The sequence below is a fragment of the Labrenzia sp. THAF187b genome (assembly GCF_009363375.1).
Classification (GTDB): domain Bacteria; phylum Pseudomonadota; class Alphaproteobacteria; order Rhizobiales; family Stappiaceae; genus Roseibium; species Roseibium algicola.
The window spans coordinates 2,314,513-2,333,844 of sequence record NZ_CP045344.1; the positions used below are offsets into that span (position 1 = coordinate 2,314,513).

General features: G+C 59.5%; 22 protein-coding genes. 5 read left to right on the forward strand and 17 right to left on the reverse strand.

Annotated elements, in window-relative coordinates; translation table 11 throughout:
- Window positions 1-103 precede the first annotated feature (103 nt).
- A complete protein-coding gene (gene rpmE, locus FIV03_RS10670) occupies window positions 104-328 on the forward strand; it encodes a 50S ribosomal protein L31 (protein WP_006932159.1) in 225 nt (74 codons plus the stop codon).
- 375 nt (window positions 329-703) lie between these two features.
- On the opposite strand, the gene FIV03_RS10675 is transcribed toward rpmE, so the two are convergent.
- The gene (locus FIV03_RS10675; RefSeq protein WP_023003489.1) at window positions 704-1,243 is read right to left on the reverse strand and encodes a DUF1465 family protein; all 540 of its coding nucleotides are present in this window, start codon (window positions 1,241-1,243) and stop codon (window positions 704-706) included.
- 414 nt (window positions 1,244-1,657) lie between these two features.
- Window positions 1,658-1,855 carry a DUF1192 family protein gene (locus FIV03_RS10680; protein WP_023003488.1) on the reverse strand — a complete coding sequence of 66 codons (198 nt, stop codon included), beginning with the start codon at window positions 1,853-1,855 and terminating at the stop codon, window positions 1,658-1,660.
- Between the two features lie 183 nt (window positions 1,856-2,038).
- Here FIV03_RS10680 and FIV03_RS10685 point away from each other — a divergent pair, with 183 nt between their 5' ends.
- The 4 genes from FIV03_RS10685 to FIV03_RS10700 all read left to right on the forward strand — a co-directional run bounded on the left by FIV03_RS10685 (window position 2,039) and on the right by FIV03_RS10700 (window position 7,131).
- Window positions 2,039-3,043 carry an NAD(P)H-quinone oxidoreductase gene (locus FIV03_RS10685; protein WP_152509543.1) on the forward strand — a complete coding sequence of 335 codons (1,005 nt, stop codon included), beginning with the start codon at window positions 2,039-2,041 and terminating at the stop codon, window positions 3,041-3,043.
- Between the two features lie 155 nt (window positions 3,044-3,198).
- Window positions 3,199-3,939 carry a cell cycle transcriptional regulator TrcR gene (locus tag FIV03_RS10690; RefSeq protein ID WP_152509544.1) on the forward strand — a complete coding sequence of 247 codons (741 nt, stop codon included), beginning with the start codon at window positions 3,199-3,201 and terminating at the stop codon, window positions 3,937-3,939.
- Window positions 3,940-4,147: 208 nt separating this feature from the next.
- Entirely contained in the window at window positions 4,148-5,104 is a 957-nt protein-coding gene (locus tag FIV03_RS10695; RefSeq protein WP_075282849.1) for a TAXI family TRAP transporter solute-binding subunit, read from the forward strand.
- Window positions 5,105-5,337: 233 nt separating this feature from the next.
- Window positions 5,338-7,131, forward strand: a complete 1,794-nt coding sequence (locus FIV03_RS10700; protein WP_286202285.1) for a TRAP transporter fused permease subunit — start codon at window positions 5,338-5,340, stop codon at window positions 7,129-7,131.
- 9 nt (window positions 7,132-7,140) lie between these two features.
- Here the strand turns inward: FIV03_RS10700 and FIV03_RS10705 are convergent, their stop codons facing one another.
- From FIV03_RS10705 to gap, 15 genes are all read right to left on the reverse strand, one after another.
- Window positions 7,141-7,389: a DUF1272 domain-containing protein gene (locus FIV03_RS10705; protein ID WP_152509545.1), complete on the reverse strand. Its 249-nt coding sequence runs from the start codon at window positions 7,387-7,389 to the stop codon at window positions 7,141-7,143.
- A 69-nt stretch (window positions 7,390-7,458) separates the two neighbouring features.
- Window positions 7,459-8,148, reverse strand: a complete 690-nt coding sequence (locus FIV03_RS10710) for a M50 family metallopeptidase (RefSeq protein WP_152509546.1) — start codon at window positions 8,146-8,148, stop codon at window positions 7,459-7,461.
- A gap of 103 nt (window positions 8,149-8,251) precedes the next feature.
- Window positions 8,252-9,292 (reverse strand): peptidoglycan -binding protein, encoded by a 1,041-nt coding sequence (locus FIV03_RS10715; protein WP_023003479.1) that lies wholly within the window; start codon window positions 9,290-9,292, stop codon window positions 8,252-8,254.
- A gap of 3 nt (window positions 9,293-9,295) precedes the next feature.
- On the reverse strand, window positions 9,296-10,285 hold the full coding sequence (locus FIV03_RS10720) for a flagellar motor protein MotA (RefSeq protein ID WP_023003478.1): 990 nt from the start codon (window positions 10,283-10,285) through the stop codon (window positions 9,296-9,298).
- A gap of 273 nt (window positions 10,286-10,558) precedes the next feature.
- Window positions 10,559-11,365, reverse strand: a complete 807-nt coding sequence (locus tag FIV03_RS10725) for an inositol monophosphatase family protein (RefSeq protein ID WP_077291762.1) — start codon at window positions 11,363-11,365, stop codon at window positions 10,559-10,561.
- Between the two features lie 73 nt (window positions 11,366-11,438).
- On the reverse strand, window positions 11,439-12,002 hold the full coding sequence (efp, locus tag FIV03_RS10730) for an elongation factor P (RefSeq protein WP_006932138.1): 564 nt from the start codon (window positions 12,000-12,002) through the stop codon (window positions 11,439-11,441).
- Window positions 12,003-12,247: 245 nt separating this feature from the next.
- Complete coding sequence (locus FIV03_RS10735) at window positions 12,248-13,408, reverse strand: tetratricopeptide repeat protein (RefSeq protein WP_152509547.1); 1,161 nt, start codon at window positions 13,406-13,408, stop codon at window positions 12,248-12,250.
- Window positions 13,409-13,422: 14 nt separating this feature from the next.
- On the reverse strand, window positions 13,423-14,064 hold the full coding sequence (locus tag FIV03_RS10740) for a thiamine phosphate synthase (RefSeq protein WP_152509548.1): 642 nt from the start codon (window positions 14,062-14,064) through the stop codon (window positions 13,423-13,425).
- 116 nt (window positions 14,065-14,180) lie between these two features.
- A complete protein-coding gene (fba, locus tag FIV03_RS10745) occupies window positions 14,181-15,248 on the reverse strand; it encodes a class II fructose-bisphosphate aldolase (RefSeq protein WP_152509549.1) in 1,068 nt (355 codons plus the stop codon).
- A 234-nt stretch (window positions 15,249-15,482) separates the two neighbouring features.
- Complete coding sequence (locus FIV03_RS10750) at window positions 15,483-15,851, reverse strand: VOC family protein (protein WP_075282841.1); 369 nt, start codon at window positions 15,849-15,851, stop codon at window positions 15,483-15,485.
- 24 nt (window positions 15,852-15,875) lie between these two features.
- The gene (locus tag FIV03_RS10755; protein WP_152509550.1) at window positions 15,876-17,069 is read right to left on the reverse strand and encodes a phosphoglycerate kinase; all 1,194 of its coding nucleotides are present in this window, start codon (window positions 17,067-17,069) and stop codon (window positions 15,876-15,878) included.
- A gap of 28 nt (window positions 17,070-17,097) precedes the next feature.
- On the reverse strand, window positions 17,098-17,721 hold the full coding sequence (locus tag FIV03_RS10760) for a LysE family transporter (protein ID WP_152509551.1): 624 nt from the start codon (window positions 17,719-17,721) through the stop codon (window positions 17,098-17,100).
- 40 nt (window positions 17,722-17,761) lie between these two features.
- The gene (locus tag FIV03_RS31565; RefSeq protein ID WP_023003470.1) at window positions 17,762-17,935 is read right to left on the reverse strand and encodes a hypothetical protein; all 174 of its coding nucleotides are present in this window, start codon (window positions 17,933-17,935) and stop codon (window positions 17,762-17,764) included.
- A gap of 22 nt (window positions 17,936-17,957) precedes the next feature.
- Window positions 17,958-18,146 (reverse strand): hypothetical protein, encoded by a 189-nt coding sequence (locus tag FIV03_RS10765; protein ID WP_023003469.1) that lies wholly within the window; start codon window positions 18,144-18,146, stop codon window positions 17,958-17,960.
- Window positions 18,147-18,309: 163 nt separating this feature from the next.
- Complete coding sequence (gene gap / locus FIV03_RS10770) at window positions 18,310-19,320, reverse strand: type I glyceraldehyde-3-phosphate dehydrogenase (RefSeq protein WP_077291767.1); 1,011 nt, start codon at window positions 19,318-19,320, stop codon at window positions 18,310-18,312.
- Window positions 19,321-19,332: the final 12 nt, after the last annotated feature.

Genomic DNA, 19,332 nt, shown 5'->3' on the forward strand with positions numbered 1-19,332 from the left:
TGAGGGCGGCGTCCGCAACCGGATCGGCGGCCCCTCATTTCGTTTTGCGTTTGCTTGGCGGCTTTCCCGGAAGGTTGTCACAGGGCGCTTGAAAGGACCGGCCATGAAAGCGGATATTCATCCCGACTACCACACCATCAAGGTCGTCATGACCGATGGCACCGAATACACCACCCGCTCCACTTATGGTGCGGAAGGCGACACCCTGACGCTCGACATCGACCCGACGTCCCACCCGGCATGGACCGGTGGTGACCGTCAGCTGATGGACCGCGGCGGCCGTGTGTCCCGCTTCAAGAACAAGTTCGCTGGCTTCCTGGGCTCCTAAGCTTCAGCCACGACAGTTTCAAACGAAAAACCCGGCCTCTGGCCGGGTTTTTTGTGTTTTGAGGTCCGCAGGAAGCACAGCAGGTACAATGTCACCCCGGGCGAACACGGCGAGATCCGGGGTCTACCCGTCTCCTGAGAGCTGGCCAGAGAGCTGAGCAGAGACCTGACAGGTGACTTGGCCAGAAAACTGGAGCGTGTTGACCTTCATCAGCAAACCCTGGCGCTTCGGCACTCGGCGTTGAATATAGGCTTCGGATCTACGCTTCGATACTCGGGAGGCATCCTGGGGCTTTACTGGGATCCGGCGCAGGCTCACCCAAAACAAAAAGCCGCCTTGCGGCGGCTTTTCGAATTCGAAAGAGGTTGATCGGACTTAGCCGAACTTGCCGAATGCGGCGTGCAGCTTGTTGATCTGGGAAGCGACCGGATTGTCGTTCGTGGCTTCCTCGACCTGCTCTGCGTCCTTGCGGTACAGCATCTTGTCGAGATGGACGACGCGTTCCTGCAGCCGGGAAGAGCGGTCAACCAGCTCGCGCAACGTTTCCGGCAGATCAGTCCAGGTTGGGCCGCCCGCGGCTGTGGACAGCTTGTCGAGGCGAACCTTGTTCTTCTCGCTGCCGGCCTGCTCACGGGACATCTCGCCCTCGTTGACCGCACGCTGCAGCAGCAGCCAGGAGGCCAGCTGCATGAGCCGGGTGGTCAGACGCATGGATTCCGTCGCATAGGCGAGGGAGGCAGGGCGCGGAAGCTGCTTGGCTTCTTCGCGGCCGTTGCCGTCAAGGTACATTGCGGTTTCCTCGACCAGCGACATGCCTTCCTGAAACAGGCTCTGGAAGCTGTCGGAGCTGGCAAGGTGATGCGCGATATGAACTGCGCTTCCTGTGTCACCGGCTTTTTTGATGTCGTCCGTCATAGGATTGCTAAGCCTCAATTACTCTTCCGGTTATCCTGCCATCTCTTCTTGGTCTGTCCCGGGATATGACATCCCGTTTCAGGTGTTCCTTTTTGGAACGATGCAGGTCTTCATGGCCTGTATCCAGCAAAGCGCGTGCCAAACGGACAGGTAAACGGCCATTAACCAGAACATTGACAAGATACTATGAGGCGTTGGCAAAAAAAAGAGCCGCTTGGTTGCGGCTCTGAGTCTTTAACAGGGAGGCGTCAAACAGAGTGGACAGGAGCCACTCACATCCAGATGACTGGATAGCTATGTTTATATTTTAGAAAGATTAATAAGAGGTAAACGAGTAAATTTTTACCTATCAGCTTTACTGTAAGTGCGTGTCAAAAAAGGACATAAACTCAAGTTCTGTAATAATTTACAGGGTCACTTCTGGAAAATTGAGTTGGCTGCATCGCGAATAGTGCCGCGTTGCTCAAGCTCCTTCTGGGTACGGTTAATTTCACCCTTCAGAGCTTCGATCCGTTCCTGCAGCTCCGCCTCGGAAAGACGAGACAGTTCTTCCCCTACGGTAACCGCGCCAAGTGGTGATTTTTTGGGGACATCTTCATCAAACAGGTTCATCGGTTTCCTCCTCTGCGGTCCCAGATCGGGGTCCGGCCGCGTTTCCGGCCGTTATTTAACCCAGGCCCTGGCAGTTGCCTCGCCGGGCTGTTTTCCTGCAAATAGACAGACGCTCGATTTACCATATGCCAGGCACAGTTGGCCTAGCCAGTCCCAAAATGAACCAAAAAAGGAAACGCCTCTATGCAGAATCTGCCGGATCGCATGACCGCCGTTGCCATTTCAGAGCCCGGAGGACCGGAGGTTCTGCGCGTTGAAGAGCGGTCCATTCCCGAATTGGGACAAGGTGAGATCCTGATCAAGGTGGCGGCTGCCGGTGTCAACCGGCCGGATGTCCTGCAGCGCAAGGGGGCCTATCCGCCGCCGAAGGGCGCGTCCGATCTGCCGGGGCTAGAGGTCGCTGGCGAAGTGGTGGCTCTGGGCGAGGGAGCAGGTCGGCACAAGGTCGGTGACAAGGTAACGGCGCTCGCCCCTGGCGGCGGCTATGCGACCTACTGCAAGGTGCCGGAAGGACATGCCTTGCCGGTTCCCAAGGGGCTTTCCATGGTGGAGGCCGCAGCCGTTCCGGAAACCTTCTTCACTGTCTGGACCAATGTGTTCGATCGCTGTGGCCTGAAAAGCGGAGAGCGCTTCCTGGTGCATGGCGGCACGTCCGGTATCGGCACAACGGCAATCCAGCTCGCGAAGGCTTTCGGCGCCGAAGTCTTCACCACCGTCGGGTCTGCGGAAAAGGCCGAGGCGGTGCAAAAGCTCGGCGCGGACCACGCCATCAACTACCGTGAAGCGGAGTTCGAAAAGGTGATCCTGGAGATCACGGGCGGCGAAGGGGTTGACGTGATCCTGGACATGGTCGGTGGTGACTATGTTGAACGGAACTGGAAAGCCGCAGCGGTCGAAGGACGTATCTGCCAGATCGCGACGCTGAACGGCATTGCGGAGAACGTCAATTTCTCTCGCCTGATGGTCAAGCGCCTGACCCACACGGGTTCGACGCTGCGTCCACGCAGCGATGCGTTCAAGACGGCAATTGCCGAAAGCCTGAAAGAGAAGGTCTGGCCTCTGCTCGAATCGGGCAAAGTCGCGCCCGTGATGGATTCCACCTACCCCTTGGCCGAGGCTGCGGAAGCCCATCGGCGTATGGAAGGCTCTGGCCATATTGGAAAAATCGTCCTGACGGTGGATGGCTGATGCCGGATGGAAACCTGCAACTGCGCGATTGTTACGCGAGTATTTGCGTTTCCGTGTTTTTCGACATATATTCCGGCCACTTTCCAGGAAACTGATCAAGGAACACCGCTTTTTCGCCCTGCCGGGCGAGGGAGCAGACGAGAGGAATTTATCTGATGGCGAACACGCCGCTTATGCCGAAGGCAACCGCCGTCTGGCTCGTGGACAATACCGCGCTGAGTTTCACTCAGATCGCCTCCTTCTGCAAACTGCACCCGCTTGAAGTGAAGGCAATTGCCGATGGCGAAGCCGCACAGGGGATCAAGGGCCTTGATCCGATCCTGACCGGCCAGCTCTCCCGCGAAGAAGTCGAAAAGGCTCAGAAAGACCCGAACTATCAGCTGAAGCTTCAGGGTTCGAAGGTGGTCGTGCCTGAATCCAAGCGCAAGGGACCGCGTTACACGCCGGTGTCCCGTCGTCAGGACCGGCCGAATGCGATCCTGTGGCTGGTGCGCAACCATCCGGAACTGAAGGACGCGCAGATCATGCGCCTTGTCGGCACCACCAAGCCGACCATTGCCGCAATCCGCGACCGGACCCACTGGAACTCTGCCAACCTGACGCCGTCCGACCCGGTTACCCTGGGCCTGTGCAGCCAGCTTGAGCTGGACATGGAAGTCGAAAAGGCTGCGAAGAATGCTCCGCTGCCGATGGCAGGCGAAGTCAACGAGACCCTGATGTCCGTCGAAGACAGCACCAGCGAAGACGCTATCGCAGCTGCTTTCTCGCTCGATCCGTCCAAGCCGATCCAGCGCGAGGAAGAAGAGGAAATCGACGCCGATGCCGTGTTCGCCAAACTGAACTCGCTGAAGAGCGAAACTCAGGACGAAGACGAAGAAGACGACGAAAACCGCTGATCGCTTCCTGCTTTCTGCAAATTCTGGAGCCGCCGGCTGAGTTCAGCCGGCGGTTTTTATTTGACCTTCCAGACGCATGTTTCCGGCTTGCCCGCCCAGGGTGTGGAATGGTTGAATTTTCGACATGAGCCGTACCCAGATCATATGAAAACGCGTTGCCACGCTGAGGATCACACAATAATCTTCCTGAAAAATTCGGGAGACGCTCATGACCTACAGACTTTTGAAACTTGCCTTTGGCCTGACCCTCGCCCTTGGCTCGTTCCAGGCCCACGCGGAAACGCGGATCACCTATAAATCCGCCAAGACCGGTTCATCCTATTACCAGATGGGCGTCCAGATCGCGGAAGCCATCAAGGCCGGCAGCAACGGCGACATGATTGTCACCGTGGAAGAAAGCCAGGGATCCGTTCAGAACGTGATGGAAGCCAAGGCGCGCGGTGGTGATTATGTCTTCACGACGCCGCCAGCGCTCGTTTCCCTTGCCCAGGGTGGCAAGGCCATGTTCGAAGGCAAGGGCGATCCGAAATTCGACGAAATCCGTGCCCTGTTCCCGATCCCTTCGTTGACCATGCATTTCGTCATGTCGGCCGATAGCGGTGTTTCCGACTTTGCCGGCATGGAAGGCAAGACGATCCTTCTCGGCAAGGGCTCCTTCGGTGCGACGGAAGGCGAAAAATATCTGAAGATGTTCGGCCTCGAAGGCAAGGTGAACATCGCTGACGCGGAACTTTCCAATGCGGTTGCCGCGCTCAAGAATGGTCAGATCGATGGTTTCGTGACCGCCGGTTCCTGGCCCGCGCCGAATGTTATCGAGGCGGCTGCCTCCGCGGACGTGACGGTGCTTTCTCTCAGCGACGACCAGATTGCCGAAACCAAGCGTTCTAAACTGGTCATTCCGGCCGGGACCTATGCTGGTCAGGCCGAGGACATCGTCACCACTTCGCTGCCGGTCGTTGCCTATACGACCAGCGCCATGGACGACGACACAGCCTATGCCCTGACCAAGACCTTCTGGGACGAAAAAGCCAAGATGGGCGAAGAAGCCCCGTGGTGGAACGGTGTCGACCAGGCACTGATGGCCAATATCACCGGCAAGATCCACCCGGGTGCCGCACGCTACTATCAGGAAGCCGGCATCGAATTGACCGACGCCCAGAAGTAAATCACGACACCGAACGCGGGGCGCCATGGCAGGATCTGCCGGAAAATGGCGCCCCGTATCGTTCGAGCAGACATACTGGTCCGGAGGAAATCGTCCACCGGACCCTTCCAGGATTGTCCAAAAGCATCAGTTCCCTGCCTTGCGCAGGAGAGCGCTCTGACAGATTGAAACCGTGCAGCGGCATGTCGCCCCTTCGGCCGACAAGCTGCGCAACCAGATAGAAATACCAGCCCATGATCAGTGGTGACACCGCGACATCGCCCTTCCAGCGAATGGCCATGCTTCTTCTCGCAACGGCGCTTGTCGTATTTCATCTCGGGCTGATCTTCTCCGGCCTGGTGCCGAACCTCGTCAGCCGGCCACTTCATCTTGCACTTGCCCTGCCATGGATCTTCATCTTTGCCAAAGGTGGCTTTCTCACGCGCGTGAGCGGTGCTGTGCTGTGTGCTGCAGGTGTGGCCGTCTGTTTGTGGATCGTGGCCAACCAGTCTGCGCTTTCGGACCAATACGGTTTTCTGGAAGGTGATTTCCAGTTCTGGATGGCCGGTGTCCTGTTGCTGGTTGTGCTTGAAGGTGCGCGTCGCGCAATCGGCTGGCCGTTGCCGGTGGTGGCGGCGCTGGCACTGGCCTATGGCATGTTCGGTCAGCATATTCCGGGTGAATTCGGTCACTCCGGCACGCCGCTTGCGAGTTTTCTCGGCACGCTGACCATTGCTGAAGGCGGGGTCTGGGGAAGCCTGACCGGTGTCTCGGTGGGCGTGGTCGCCATTTTCGTGATTTTCGGCGCTGTTCTGAATGCCGGGGAAGCCGGACAAGGGTTCATGAACGTCGCTGCTGCTGCGGCAGGCCGGCTCAAGGGCGGTGCGGCCAAGGTGTCCGTGTTGTCCTCGGCGCTGTTCGGCTCCATTTCAGGCTCCGCGTCTGCCAATGTGGCTTCCACCGGTGCAATCACTCTTCCGGCCATGACGCGGCTCGGCTACCCGAAAAAACTGGCGGCAGCCGTCGAGGCGGTTGCGTCCTCCGGCGGCCAGATCATGCCGCCTTTGATGGGGGCAGGGGCCTTCGTCATGGTGGAGCTGACACGGGTGCCCTATACCCAGATCATGGCAGCGGCCTTGCTGCCGGCAATCCTCTATTTCTTCGCGGTCTGGGTGGGCATCAATGCCTATGCCAAGCGGTATGACCTTGCTGCCATCGATCAGGGCGATCAGCCGCAAATGCGCCAGGTGGCCATTACCTCAGCCTTCTTCCTGGTGCCGTTCTCCGTGCTGTTGTGGGGCATGTTCGTCGCGCGCTATACACCGCAATATGCTGCCTGCATTGCCATTCTGGCCGGGTTCGCGCTGCTTTTCTTCAACGCCCGAGGCACCTTTGCACTCAAGGACATCCTGCTGCGGCTGGAAAACGCGGCTTTGAACTCGGCCCGTCAGGTATCGGTCATCGCGGCGATCATTGTCTGTGCATCGATCATCATCGGCGTGCTGGCGATTACCGGGCTCGGCGTCAAGATCACCTCGCTCATCCTGTCCGGGTCGGGCGGTTACCTGTGGCCGTCCTTGTTCCTGACCGCGCTTGCTTGTCTGATCCTCGGCATGGAAGTGCCGACGACCGCGGCCTATGTCATCTGTGTTTCCGTTGCCGGACCGGCCTTGATGCAGCAGGGGTTGGAGCCCTTGCAGGCGCATCTTTTCGTCTTCTGGTTCGCGCTGCTGTCGACCATCACGCCACCGGTCTGCGGAGCCGTCTTCATCGCCGCCGGGATGATTGGCGAAAACTGGCTGAAGGTCGCTCTTTCCGCCATGGCGCTCGGCATTGGCCTCTACATCATTCCTCTGGCCATGGTCGCCAATCCGGCGGTCCTGGAGCTTGCCGCCCGCCCGCTGCCGGCGCTGCTTGCCGCGGCCAAGATCGGCCTCGGGCTGGGCCTGGTCTCCTACGGGGTCATAGGCTTCAGGAAGCCCCTGCAGAGGCTGGCTGCAAGCGGTGCAGGCCTTCTGGTGATCTTTGTCGGGGGCAATCTCCTCTAGGCAGTCGCCCTAGGTGCTCTGGCCACAGCCTTCCGGCTTGAAAATCCGTTGTGTCGAAGCTGGATGGCGAAGCAGGGCTGCTGCCGGCCGAATTGGGCGTTGCTGAAAATTGCCACCGCAGTTGGGGCACGCGCCATGCAGGACATTTTGGGCGCAGTCCGCACAGAACGTACATTCGAAAGTACAGATAAAGGCCTCTTCTGATTCCGGTGGAAGGTCCTTGTTGCAGCATTCACAATTGGGACGCAGATCCAGCATGGCGGTCTCCGGTAAGGATTTGTCCGCCAAGGGTGATCCGTTGCGGTCGGTCAGGTCAAGCGGCAATCGCTAGCCCTTTTGAACGCGCTTTCCTAAATCGACGTTGCTGCTCTTCCCGAGGCCGTGTCTGAGGCACAGGTAGATGATGGCGAGGCTTGCCAGCAGCCAGAGTGCACCCCAGAAAATCGTGGGGCCGCCAAACTCTTCCGCCAGCATGTAGGCATCGGAACGGGCACCTGAGCGACGGATGGTGTCGTCGAAAATGTCGAAAGGTACGTAGAGGATGCTGGTCAGGCCGATGACGCGCAGGATCAGGTCGTTGACCGTGACACTGAGATACCTCGCTGCCGCCAGCATGGCGACGCCCGTGCCGATGCAGAAGGCGAGGGCGAAGAGATCGCGGATATAGAGCAGCGCGACCAGCAAGGTGAAGGCGCCGAGCAGGCCCAGCACAATGCGGTCCGCATTTGTTTTCAGGGCAATCATCAAGAGTGCCATGCCGATGGCGAGCGAGCCGAGATACCCGGCCGTCAACGTCAGGAACCGGCTGCCACCGCGCGTAATCGCATGTCCAGCCTGCCAGGGCGAGAGAGAGATTTCCTCAACGGAACCACCGGTCAGGATGGCCGCCAGCGCGTGGGACAATTCATGCAGATAGACGATCAGGATCTTCAGCGGCACAACAAAGATCGTGTTCCAGAAGAGGAACATGACCGCCGTGATCAGAATGAGCTGCCAATGGCCTTTGAGGATCTGCATGAATTTGAAAAACCCGTCTGAGGGCGGAAAAGTCAAGCCGGCATGCCCGGTTCGCCCGACATCACGCGTGCATTCCTCAGGATCCGTTGAGCTGACGTAAGTCTCAGCGTTCCGTCAGTTTCAGTTCGATCCGGCGGTTCTTGGCCAGGGCGTCCGGTGTTTCCCCTTCTTCCAGCGGCTGGAATTCGCCGAATCCGGCTGCGACAAGCCGCTTGGGGTCAACGCCGCGTTCGATCAGGTAGCGGACGACGGAAATGGCGCGGGCGGCCGAGAGTTCCCAGTTGTTACGCAAGCGCCCGGTGCCCGACAGGGGGCGGGCGTCGGTGTGGCCGTCGACACGCAGCACCCAGTTGATCTCGTCCGGGATCTGACCGCTGAGTTCCTGGATGGCGTCTGCGAGCTTGTCGAGCTCCTGCCGGCCTTCCGGATTGATGTCTTCCTGGCCGCTGTCGAACAGCACTTCGGACTGGAACACGAACCGGTCGCCGACAACGGAGATGTCGGAACGCTGGGACAGGATTTCGCGCAGGCGGCCGAAGAAGTCCGAGCGGTAGCGCGAGAGTTCCTGCACACGTTGCACCAGTGCGGCGTTCAGCCTCTTGCCGAGGCTGGCGATCTTGGCCTGACTGTCGGCTTCCTTTGCCTCGGAAGCTTCAAGAGCAGCGTTCGCAGCAGCAATCTGGCGGCGTAGTGCCGCGATCTGCTGATTGAGCAGCTCCACCTGCGCAAGGGCGTCCTGACTGATCTGACGTTCGTCATCGAGCAGGTTTTCCAGCTGGGTGGCGCGTCCGCCGGCCGCATCGGCTGCACCGGAACTGTTTTCCAGAAGGCCAAGCAGGCGGGTCTGTTCGCTCTGTGCATCGGAAAGGCTGGCCTGCAGGCCGAGGATCGTGTCTTCCAGCTCCCCGGAATTGGCGCGCTCCAGGGCGAGAAGCTCCGTCAGCTCGCTGATCTGGGCATTCAGCCGGTTCAACACCGTGTCGCGGCCAGAAAGCTGCTGTGACAGGAAGAACTGGGCAATCATGAAGATGGACAGCAGGAAGATGATGACGAGCAGCAGTGTCGCCATGGCATCAACGAAACCGGGCCAGTAGTCGGTCGACTGGGCCCTTCGGCGAGCGCGCAATCCTGCCAGTCCGGCCATGGTCTACTCCTTCGCGCGGTCGAAAGCGGCGGCGATAGAGGACAGGAGCCCTTCAATGCGCTTTTGCTGTTCGCCCTGGGCCTCGGCCCAGTCGCGCATCATCTGCTGTTCGGAGCGAACGTGTTTGACCAGTCCCTGAATGCCTTCGGCCAGATTGGCCATGGCCTGGTTGGCATTCTTGCTGCCGCCTTCCTCAACGCTTTTCTGCAGGGCGGAGATCGAGGCCTGTATCTGTTCGACGCCGGGTGAGTCCGGGGCATTGAACAGGCTTTCTTCCGGATCGATGTCAGTGACCGTTGAGAGCCAGTCTTCAAGCTCGTTGTAGAACCGGTTCTGGGCCTGCCCCGCCTGCAGATCCAGGAAGCCGAGCACAAGCGAGCCGGTCAGACCGAAGAGCGAGGACGAGAAAGCCGTGCCCATGCCGGACAGGGGCGCTTCCAGGCCGGCTTTCAGATCTTCGAAGATGACATTGGCATCACCCGAACCGACGTCGAGCGACTGGATAGTCGCGCCGACCGAGCTGACGGTCTGGAGCAGGCCCCAGAACGTGCCGAGCAGGCCGAGGAACACCAGGAGGCCTGTGAGGTAGCGCGACATCTCGCGGCTTTCCTCAAGGCGCATTCCGATGGAATCAAGGATCGAGCGGGCGGTGGTTGGCGTCAGGGCCATGTCGCCGGACTTGTTGCCGAGCAAGGCAGCCATCGGCGCCAGCAGCACCGGCGAACGCGTGTCGAGGCCCGGGTCGCCGATCCGGAAACTGTTGACCCAGGAGATTTCCGGGAACAGGCGGATCACGCGGCCGAAGAGCAGCAGCACACCGAACACGCCGACAAGCACGATCAGGCCATTCAGACCCGGGTTGCTCATGAAGGCCGTCGAAATCTGCGGGAACAGGATGAAGGCGATGAAGGCAACGATCACCAGAAAGATGATCATGAAGGTCAGATAGGCCCGCGGACTGGACAGGCTATAAGGGTCAAATTCACGGGCCATATTGCGTTATCAATCACCTGAATTGGACGTAACTGATTGATAGCGTGATTTTTAACGGCTTGGAAACCTCGAATTGCCGAAGAGGCCCGAATAAAGTCTGGAAAGCCTGAAAACCACCGGGTTTATCCAAAGGCCTTCTCATGAAGAGACGGGCCGTGGGTCCCGTCTCCCGCGGTGGGCGGTTTGCGCCGCACATCTTTCAGGTCAGCGTCATGCGCTTTTCGAAGATGAGGATGTTCGCGTCGAGGTGCTGCCGGGAAGCGCTGGAGGCAATCAGCCCTGAGCCGGGGTTGCCGCCTTTTTCAGGAGCTGCAGCAGGTATTTGTGGGCGTCTTCGTTGCCGACAACCACATCGCCGCTTTCCAGCATCTTGTTCTTGCCCTGAAGATCGGTGACGAAACCACCGGCTTCGCGCACCATCAGGAGGCCGGCCGCAATGTCCCAGCTGTTCAGGTTGCGCTCCCAGAAACCGTCGAGACGGCCGGACGCGGTCCAGGCAAGATCCAGGGCAGCTGCGCCGCAGCGGCGGATGCCTGCAACTTCCGGCATGATGTAGCGCAGCTCGCGTAGTGTCCGGCCATGGTCGCCCGACCCGATGAAGGGCAGGCCGGTGCCGAACACCATTTCATGCAATTCGGTGCGGCCGGCAACCCGCAGGCGACGGTCGTTCAGGAAGGCGCCGCGACCGCGTTCAGCGGTGTAGAGCTCATCCATCACCGGATTGTAGATGACCCCGGCCACGATCTCGCCAGCCCGCTCCAGTGCGATGGAGGTGGCGAAGATCGGAATGCCGTGCAGGAAGTTGGTGGTGCCGTCGAGCGGGTCGACATGCCAGCGATGCTGGCCGTCGGTTCCCTCGACTTCACCGCTTTCTTCCATGACCAGCCCGAAGGTCGGGCGGGCCTTGGTCAGTTCGGCGCGCACAATGTCCTCGGCGCGGCGGTCTGCTGCCGAGACGAAATCGCCGGGTCCCTTGCGGGACACCTGAAGGTTTTCAACTTCACCGAAATCGCGAACCAGAGAGCGTCCGGCTTTCGTTGCGGCTTGAACCATCACGTTGAGGAGAGCTGTGCGGGCCATTGTTTGTCACTTGTTGTTGGGCGCCGCCCGGCAAAATCCGGGCGCGCCAATTTGAAGTCTTGCCGGGAGGAGATCAGTCCGCGCGGCGGACGTATTCCAGTGAACCGGTGTCGACGATGATCTTTTCGCCGGCGGTGATGAACGGAGGTACCATCACGCGGACGCCGTTTTCCATGAGCGCGGGCTTGTAGGACGAAGACTGGGTCTGGCCCTTCACCACTGCGTCGGCTTCCCGGATTTCCAGGGTCACGAACTGCGGCAGGGTGATGCCGATCGGGCGCTCTTCATGCAGTTCGACGGTCACCATCATGCCGTCCTGCAGGAAAGCGGCGCGGTCGCCGACGAAATCAGCCTGAAGTTCCAGCTGCTCGTAGGTTTCGGTGTCCATGAAAATCAGCATGTCTTCCTGGGTGAAGAGATACTGGAAGTCTTTCTGCTCCAGACGGACGCGCTCGACCTTGTCTTCGGAGCGGAAACGCTCGTTGAGCTTGCGGCCATCGAGCAGGTTTTTCATTTCAACCTGTGCGAAGGCACCGCCTTTGCCTGGCTTGACGTGTTGGACTTTGACAACCGCCCAAAGCGTGTCCTGGTGCTGAAGCACGTTACCGGGCTTTATTTCGTTTCCGTTGATTTTCATGGAACGACCGACTGTTTGATTTGTTTGGATCTTAGGGTCTGTTGACCATTAGAAATCCGCCGCGTCCGGTGGAAACTCCACCCAAACCACGACAAAACTCCAAAACTCAACAGAACCTTTAGCAGGGCGAGACCGGCGGGCCGCCGATGCGCCTGAAATTTGCTCGCGCCTGTCCACCACAAAAGCCGGTGGAGTTCAAGGAAAAAAGGCAAACATCCTTACGATTCCGCGCTTCCTCGCAAGGTTTACGGAGATTCCTTGCCGGGCTCCTCCGACGGGGCCATCAATGTGGCCGAATATTGTTCAGCCAGCTTGCGCGCTTCATCCATTGTTGTTTCGTCCAGACTTTCGATAATCCGGTCGAGCGAGAAATCGGAAACACCCAAGGTGCGGGCAATCAGGTGCCAGCCCGCCGCGGCGGCAAAATCCTGTTCCCGACCACGGCCGTAGGCATAGGTCCGCGCCAGCCGGTTCATCGCGACCGGGTTGCCGGATGTGGCGGCCCGCTCGAACCAGTCGGCGGCTTCCGTCTCGTTCGGATCGACGCCTTTACCCTGGAACCGCAGAATGCCGTAGTAAACCTGCGCGGAGGTATGTCCGCGGCGGGCTGCACGGCCAAGCCAGAACGCACCCAGGCCTGGGTCGTTCAGCCCGGTCTGGGCTTCCAGATAGGAAAGGCCGAGCGCGTATTGCGCTTCCGGGTCGTTTAGCTGGGCGGCTTCTTCCAGAAGTTCTCGCGATTTCTTCTCGTCGAAGGGGCGGCCTTCGCCTTCCTCGTAGAGCAGGGCGAGATTGTAGAGCGCAGACGCATTGCCCGCGTTGGCAGCCTCTTCGAACAGGTCCGCTGCTTTCTTCTTGTCGACCTCGACACCGGTGCCGAGCAGATAGAGCTGGGCCAGCTGCATGGCAGAGCCGGTATCGCCCTTGGCAGCGGCCAGGCTGTACCAGTCGGCAGCCTTGGCCTTGTCCTGATGAATGCCGAGCCCGGCCTCGTGCAGCACGCCTAGCAGGGCCTGGGCGGCCTTGTCGCCCTGTTCCGCCAAAGGGGTCGCAAGACCGAGCGCGGTCAGGAACCAGCCGCGTTGAAAAGCGGTGTACGCGGTATCAGCGTTGGCGACTTCGCCTTCTTCCAGTTTCGGCGGACCCGCGTCGACAATGCTCAGCAGTGTCTTGTCCTTGGTCGTGACGTCGATCAGCACCGGTAACGGTTTGCCGTCCGGGCCAACAGGTACGTCCGGCTCTGGCGCCGCGTCACCGGCCTCTGTTGTTTCGCTGGTGCCGGTGTTGTCCTGGGCATTGGCCGGAGAAAACGACACGGATGACAGCATTCCAGCTGCCAGCAACCCTGCCGCAAGCAGAAAGGGGGCGTGAAGTTTCCGGCGTAGGCTCGTTTCAGGTGTCGGCATGCATCCAGCTCTCGCTATTCGACTTCAGGAAAGGGATGGGCGTCCAGAATACGATTGGCTTCGGCAATCACGGATGAAATATCCGTGTCCGATTGCCAGGCAGCATCCTTGAGGGCAACAAAATCTGCTCCGGTCGCGGCAACGTCTCCCAGAGTTTCAAGCGTGTTGCCGGCAAGTGCGACGCAGGGTGTTTCGAACAGTTCTGCCCACCAGGAGGCGCTGGACAGGGTCCTGTCATGGGCCTCGGCTTTTTCAGGCAGGTCCAGCTTGCCGAAGAAGATGTAGTCGACCCCGGTTTCGGCCCATTCCATGGAATCATGCTTCAGCTTCGTTCCGCCGGTGCCGACGATACGATCGGGCTTGAAACTTTCCACGGCCAGCTTCAGGTCTTCCAGCGAGGTGTCGACGTGGACGCCGTCGGCGCCACTGCGGCCGGCTGCCTGCGTATCGCGATAGACGATGGCCGCCGCACCACCTTCCTGGATGATCGGAACAAGTTCGCTGGCAGCGGCTTGCAGATCCTTGGTGCTGGCGCCAGGGCGGTAGATCATCACGCAAGCGATGTCGCCACCGGTGAAGGCCTGTTTGAGCTTTGCCGCCATGTCGGCGGTGTCAAATTCCGGCGGCGTCACGAGAAAGAGGCGGGGACGGTTCACTTGTGCGGTCCTGATTGATGTCTGATCGGGATTTTGTCCCTAAAGACGGCGAAAGAGGGACGCAAGGCCCCTCTTTCAATAAAGTGAAAGAATTTCTCTGCCGGTCCGGCCGAAAATCAGGCGATCTTCGGATCCAGTTCGCCAGTCTGATAGCGTTTCGCCATGTCGGCAAGCGTAACGATCTTCTTGATCTTGGACGCCTGGCCGGCCGTATTGAAGGCTTCCAGACGCTCGATGCACAGCTTCTGCATGGCATCGCGGGCAGGCTTCAGATATTTGCGCGGATCGAACTCGCCGGGGTTCTCGCTCAGGATCTTGCGGATCTGACCGGTCATCGCCATGCGGTTGTCGGTGTCGATGTTGACCTTGCGCACACCGTTCTTGATGCCGCGCTGGATTTCTTCCACCGGCACACCCCAGGTCTGCGGCATCTGGCCACCATACTGGTTGATGATGTCCTGCAGGTCCTGCGGCACGGATGACGATCCATGCATGACAAGGTGGGTCTCCGGCAGGCGGCGGTGAATTTCCTCGATCACATGCATGGCAAGGATTTCGCCGTCCGGCTTGCGGGTGAACTTGTAGGCGCCGTGGCTGGTGCCCATGGCGATGGCAAGAGCGTCGACCTTGGTTTCCTGCACGAACTTGACGGCTTCTTCCGGGTCGGTCAGCAGCTGGTCATGGCTGAGCTTGCCTTCCGCGCCGTGGCCGTCTTCCTTGTCGCCCATGCCGGTTTCAAGAGACCCCAGAACACCGAGTTCGCCCTCAACGGAGATGCCGCCCAGATGGGACATGTCGGTCACAGTCTTGGTGACACCGACGTTGTAGTCCCAGTTTGCAGGGGTCTTGCCGTCGGCTTCAAGGGAACCGTCCATCATCACCGAGGTGAAGCCGGCCTGGATGGCCGTCATGCAGGTTTGCGGAGCATTGCCGTGGTCCAGATGCACGCAGACCGGAATATGCGGATAGATTTCCACGACTGCGTCCATCATGTGCTTCAGCATCACGTCGTGGGCATAGGACCTGGCACCGCGGGAGGCCTGAATGATGACCGGGGCGTCGGTCTGGTCCGCCGCAGCCATGATCGCCAGTGCCTGCTCCATGTTGTTGATATTGAACGCCGGAACGCCGTAGTCGTGTTCAGCAGCATGATCAAGAAGCTGGCGGAGGGTGATACGTGCCATCAAAAATCTCCAGAGGGTCCGGTTCCAATGAGCCGACAAGGTTCGCGAAAAATCACGACACCTATTTTGCGGTGCGTCAAGTCCCGCTGGTTCTAACAATATTTGTGGCCATTTAAAGAGGGCCAGCTTCGCTTAAATCAATTAAAATACAAGGGTCTGCAGGAAATCGTGTTGGCAGATTTAATTTGCGGATCGAATTAAATTGAGGCGGTCGGCACTACCACCCGGCGAGTTTTAAACCGGCGAACTGATATCGACAAATGTTCCGGCCGGATCTCTGACAATCATCCGCATCTGGCCATAGGGCATTTCGCGAGGTGCCTCGACCACGTTCACACCGAGTGTCAGGGCACGCTCGTATACCGTTGAACAGTCGTCGACGACAAAGGTCAGGATTACTCCCGCGGTGGCGCGCTGGGCACGTGCTGGGACAATCTCGCTGGTCTGTTTCAGGATGCCCAGCTCGAGGGTCGGGTTATCGGCGTCGGCAAGGTTTACGAACCAGTCGGACACGAATTGCGGCTGCAGGCCCAAGAGGTCCTGATAGAAGGCCGCCGTTGCGGCGACCTCCTCGGTCAGGATGTTGGTGAAACAGCGTTGCATGACAGATTTCACCCCTCTTCGATGTCAGGCTTCGAGTGCCTTCACCCCCGGCAGTTCCTTGCCTTCCAGCCATTCCAGGAAGGCGCCGCCGGCTGTGGAGACATAGGAGAATTCGTCAGCCGCTCCCGCGTGGTTGAGCGCTGCGACGGTGTCGCCGCCACCGGCCACGGAATTCAGCTTGCCTGCCTTGGTGTTGGCAGCGGCATGCTTGGCAGCCGCAACGGTTGCGGTGTCGAACGGGGCGATCTCGAACGCGCCCAGGGGGCCATTCCAGACCAGGGTCTTGGCAGCATCGATCTTGGTTTTCACCGTTTCGATGGATGCTGCGCCGACATCGAGGATCATGCCGTCCGCCGGGATGGCGTCGAGCGAAACGGTTTCGTTGTCAGCGCCGGCCTTGAATTCCCTGGCAACAACGGCGTCGGCAGGCAAGACGATCTCACAACCCGCCTTGTCGGCTGCGGTCATGATGCGTTTTGCGGTTTCGGCCAGATCATGTTCGCACAGCGACTTGCCGACGTCCGTTCCTTGCGCGGCCAGGAAGGTGTTGGCCATGCCGCCGCCGATAACAAGCATGTCGACCTTGGCAACGAGGTTTTCCAGCAGATCGATCTTGGAAGAAACCTTCGCACCGCCGACAACGGCGAGAACCGGACGAACAGGATTGCCGAGCGCGGAGCCCAGGGCTTCAAGTTCCGCCTGCATGGTGCGGCCGGCATAGGCTGGCAGAAGCCGGGCAATGCCCTCGGTGGAGCCGTGGGCCCGGTGTGCCGCCGAAAAGGCGTCGTTGACATAGATGTCGCCATTGGCCGCCAGAGCCTTGGCAAAGTCCGGGTCGTTCTTTTCTTCACCGGCATGGTAGCGGGTGTTTTCCAGCAGCAGGACATCGCCATCGACCATGACGTCGACAGCATCCTTCGCCGCCTGGCCGATGCAGTCGTCTGCAAAGACAACGGGTCTGCCAAGCAGGCCGGCAACCGCCAGGGCGACCGGGCCGAGCGACATGTCGGCAACGCGTGCGCCCTTCGGGCGGCCGAAATGGGCGAGCAGGATGACCTTTGCCTTCTTGTCGGACAGTTCGCGGATGGTCGGCAGGACACGTTCGATACGGGTGGTATCGGAAACCTTGCCGCCATCCATCGGCACGTTTAGGTCGACGCGGACCAGAACGCGTTTGCCGGCAATGTCAGTCAGATCATCGAGAGTTTTGAAAGCCATTGATTTACCTGTTGGAAATCGCCCGTCTTCAAGGACGGCTGGAGTTGGTGGAAACGGCGATGCCGATGCCGAACAAGGTCAGGAGAATGCCGAAGGAACGTTCCATCCAGAGCTTGGCACGCATGAACTTGAGGCGTACGGCAGGAAGCGTGAAGAAGACGGTCACCAGAACAAACCACAGGAACACGCCGCCCGCCATGATCACGCCGTAACCGATCTGGGTCCAGAGCGGCGTTTCGGGAGACGTCACCTGCAGAAACACCGAAAGGGCGAACATGGTGGCTTTCGGATTGGTCACGTTGGTGAAGAAGCCCCAGCGAAGCGCGCGGAAGGGCGACATGCCGGACAGGGCACCGTCGGCCGGCATCTCCTTAGATGCCGTGCGGTACATGGTGACGCCCAGGAAAACGAGGTAGGCAGCGCCGATCAGTTTCAGCGCGTTGAAGAGCAGGATCGACTGGGAAACGATCAGGCCGATACCCGCCAGTGCGTAAGTGACGTGTACGCCGAGGGCCAGCGCGATGCCGAGCGCAGTCATGATGCCGGCGAGCCGTCCGCCGATGAGGGCATTGCGCAGGACAACGGCAAAGTCGGGCCCGGGAACGATTGCGACCACGACGGTCAGCGAAATGACGGTGAACAGTTCGAGCAAGCAGGGAACTCCGGGAAGGATAAGGATCGAACAGGGAGAGCTATCGATCTGGCGGTGATTGAAGGTTGGCCATCGTTTCGGACTTTTGGCCGTCAACATCCGGCTGCCAGGACCGTTTGGTGTTTCTTGCGGAGCGTTCCTTCGACCGTTCCACGAAATAGAAGCCGACGCCGATCAGGACAACAAATACGATCAGAAAAGTCAGCGTGGTCATGGCCAGGATCCTTCAATTGGACTCAGGAATTTCCAGCCGGGGAATCCGGCTTTCGCAAGACATCGGTATTGAGGCTGCCCATGTCAGGCTCATCGTCCTGATCTGAAGGGAACCGTTCGTTGTCCCTCTTCATATCGAGCCAGTAGAACCCGAAACCCACAAGGCAACCAACCGCGAACAACGACCCAAGAATGACCAGTAGAGCGGTCATGACGGCGTCTCCAGGATTGAACTGCAAGTCTGCAGCTCCAGTCTACATGACCTTTGCCCCGGGGCTATGCCTGAATCGAGAAAGTTTTTTGCGGCCTTGCCGGAAAGACATCCATACCGACAAAAAAGACGCCGGATGAACCGGCGTCTTTCGAAAGCAGGGATCAGATGAGCTTTGCCATCGCCACGGCCGTGTCGGCCATGCGGTTGGAGAAGCCCCATTCGTTGTCGTACCAGGACAGGATGCGCACGAAGGTGCCGTCCATGACCTTGGTCTGGTCGCAATGGAAGACCGAGGAATGGCTGTCATGGTTGAAGTCCATGGAAACCAGCTTGTCTTCGGTGTAGCCGAGTACGCCCTTCAGCTTGCCGTTTGCGGCTGCCTTGATGGCTTCGTTGATTTCCTCAACGGTGGTGTCGCGCTTGGCGATGAAGTTCAGGTCGACCACGGAAACGTTCGGGGTCGGAACACGAATGGCCACACCGTCCATCTTGCCGGCCAGGTCCGGCAGTACCAGACCGACGGCCTTTGCAGCGCCGGTGGAGGTCGGGATCATGGACATGGCCGCAGCACGGGCGCGGTAGAGATCCTTGTGCATGGTGTCCAGCGTCGGCTGGTCACCGGTGTACGAGTGGATCGTGGTCATGAAACCTTTTTCAATGCCGATGGTTTCATTCAGCACATAGGCGACCGGGGACAGGCAGTTGGTGGTGCAGGACGCGTTGGAAACGACTAGGTCGTTCGCGGTCAGCGCATCGTGGTTGACACCGTAGACGATGGTCTTGTCGGCGCCGTCGGCCGGGGCGGACACCAGAACGCGCTTGGCGCCGGCTTCCAGGTGCATGGAGGCCTTTTCCTTGGCGGTGAAGATGCCGGTGCATTCCATGGCAACTTCAACGCCGAGCTCGCCCCAGGGCAGTTCCTTCGGGTCACGGATCGCGGTCACCTTGATCGGCTTGCCGCCACCTACGGAAATGGTGTCGCCATCGACCTTGACCTCTGCCGGGAAACGGCCGTGCACGCTGTCGTAACGCAGCAGATGCGCGTTGGTCTCGACCGGGCCGAGATCGTTGATCGCAACGACTTCAATGTCGGTGCGGCCGGATTCGATGATCGCACGCAGCACGTTGCGGCCGATGCGTCCAAATCCATTGATTGCTACCTTGGTTACCATAATCCACTCCCG

Coding starts and splice junctions, on each gene's coding strand:
- efp (WP_006932138.1), bottom strand. CDS start 12,002: ATGAAAATCAACGGAAACGAAATAAAGCCCGGTAACGTGCTTCAGCAC.
- FIV03_RS10750 (WP_075282841.1), bottom strand. CDS start 15,851: ATGCAACGCTGTTTCACCAACATCCTGACCGAGGAGGTCGCCGCAACG.
- FIV03_RS10735 (WP_152509547.1), bottom strand. CDS start 13,408: ATGCCGACACCTGAAACGAGCCTACGCCGGAAACTTCACGCCCCCTTT.
- FIV03_RS10700 (WP_286202285.1), top strand. CDS start 5,338: ATGATCAGTGGTGACACCGCGACATCGCCCTTCCAGCGAATGGCCATG.
- FIV03_RS10675 (WP_023003489.1), bottom strand. CDS start 1,243: ATGACGGACGACATCAAAAAAGCCGGTGACACAGGAAGCGCAGTTCAT.
- FIV03_RS10715 (WP_023003479.1), bottom strand. CDS start 9,292: ATGGCCGGACTGGCAGGATTGCGCGCTCGCCGAAGGGCCCAGTCGACC.
- FIV03_RS10765 (WP_023003469.1), bottom strand. CDS start 18,146: ATGACCGCTCTACTGGTCATTCTTGGGTCGTTGTTCGCGGTTGGTTGC.
- FIV03_RS10690 (WP_152509544.1), top strand. CDS start 3,199: ATGGCGAACACGCCGCTTATGCCGAAGGCAACCGCCGTCTGGCTCGTG.
- FIV03_RS10725 (WP_077291762.1), bottom strand. CDS start 11,365: ATGGCCCGCACAGCTCTCCTCAACGTGATGGTTCAAGCCGCAACGAAA.
- fba (WP_152509549.1), bottom strand. CDS start 15,248: ATGGCACGTATCACCCTCCGCCAGCTTCTTGATCATGCTGCTGAACAC.
- FIV03_RS10680 (WP_023003488.1), bottom strand. CDS start 1,855: ATGAACCTGTTTGATGAAGATGTCCCCAAAAAATCACCACTTGGCGCG.
- FIV03_RS10710 (WP_152509546.1), bottom strand. CDS start 8,148: ATGCAGATCCTCAAAGGCCATTGGCAGCTCATTCTGATCACGGCGGTC.
- FIV03_RS10720 (WP_023003478.1), bottom strand. CDS start 10,285: ATGGCCCGTGAATTTGACCCTTATAGCCTGTCCAGTCCGCGGGCCTAT.
- FIV03_RS10695 (WP_075282849.1), top strand. CDS start 4,148: ATGACCTACAGACTTTTGAAACTTGCCTTTGGCCTGACCCTCGCCCTT.
- rpmE (WP_006932159.1), top strand. CDS start 104: ATGAAAGCGGATATTCATCCCGACTACCACACCATCAAGGTCGTCATG.
- FIV03_RS10685 (WP_152509543.1), top strand. CDS start 2,039: ATGCAGAATCTGCCGGATCGCATGACCGCCGTTGCCATTTCAGAGCCC.
- FIV03_RS10755 (WP_152509550.1), bottom strand. CDS start 17,069: ATGGCTTTCAAAACTCTCGATGATCTGACTGACATTGCCGGCAAACGC.
- FIV03_RS10705 (WP_152509545.1), bottom strand. CDS start 7,389: ATGCTGGATCTGCGTCCCAATTGTGAATGCTGCAACAAGGACCTTCCA.
- gap (WP_077291767.1), bottom strand. CDS start 19,320: ATGGTAACCAAGGTAGCAATCAATGGATTTGGACGCATCGGCCGCAAC.
- FIV03_RS31565 (WP_023003470.1), bottom strand. CDS start 17,935: ATGACCACGCTGACTTTTCTGATCGTATTTGTTGTCCTGATCGGCGTC.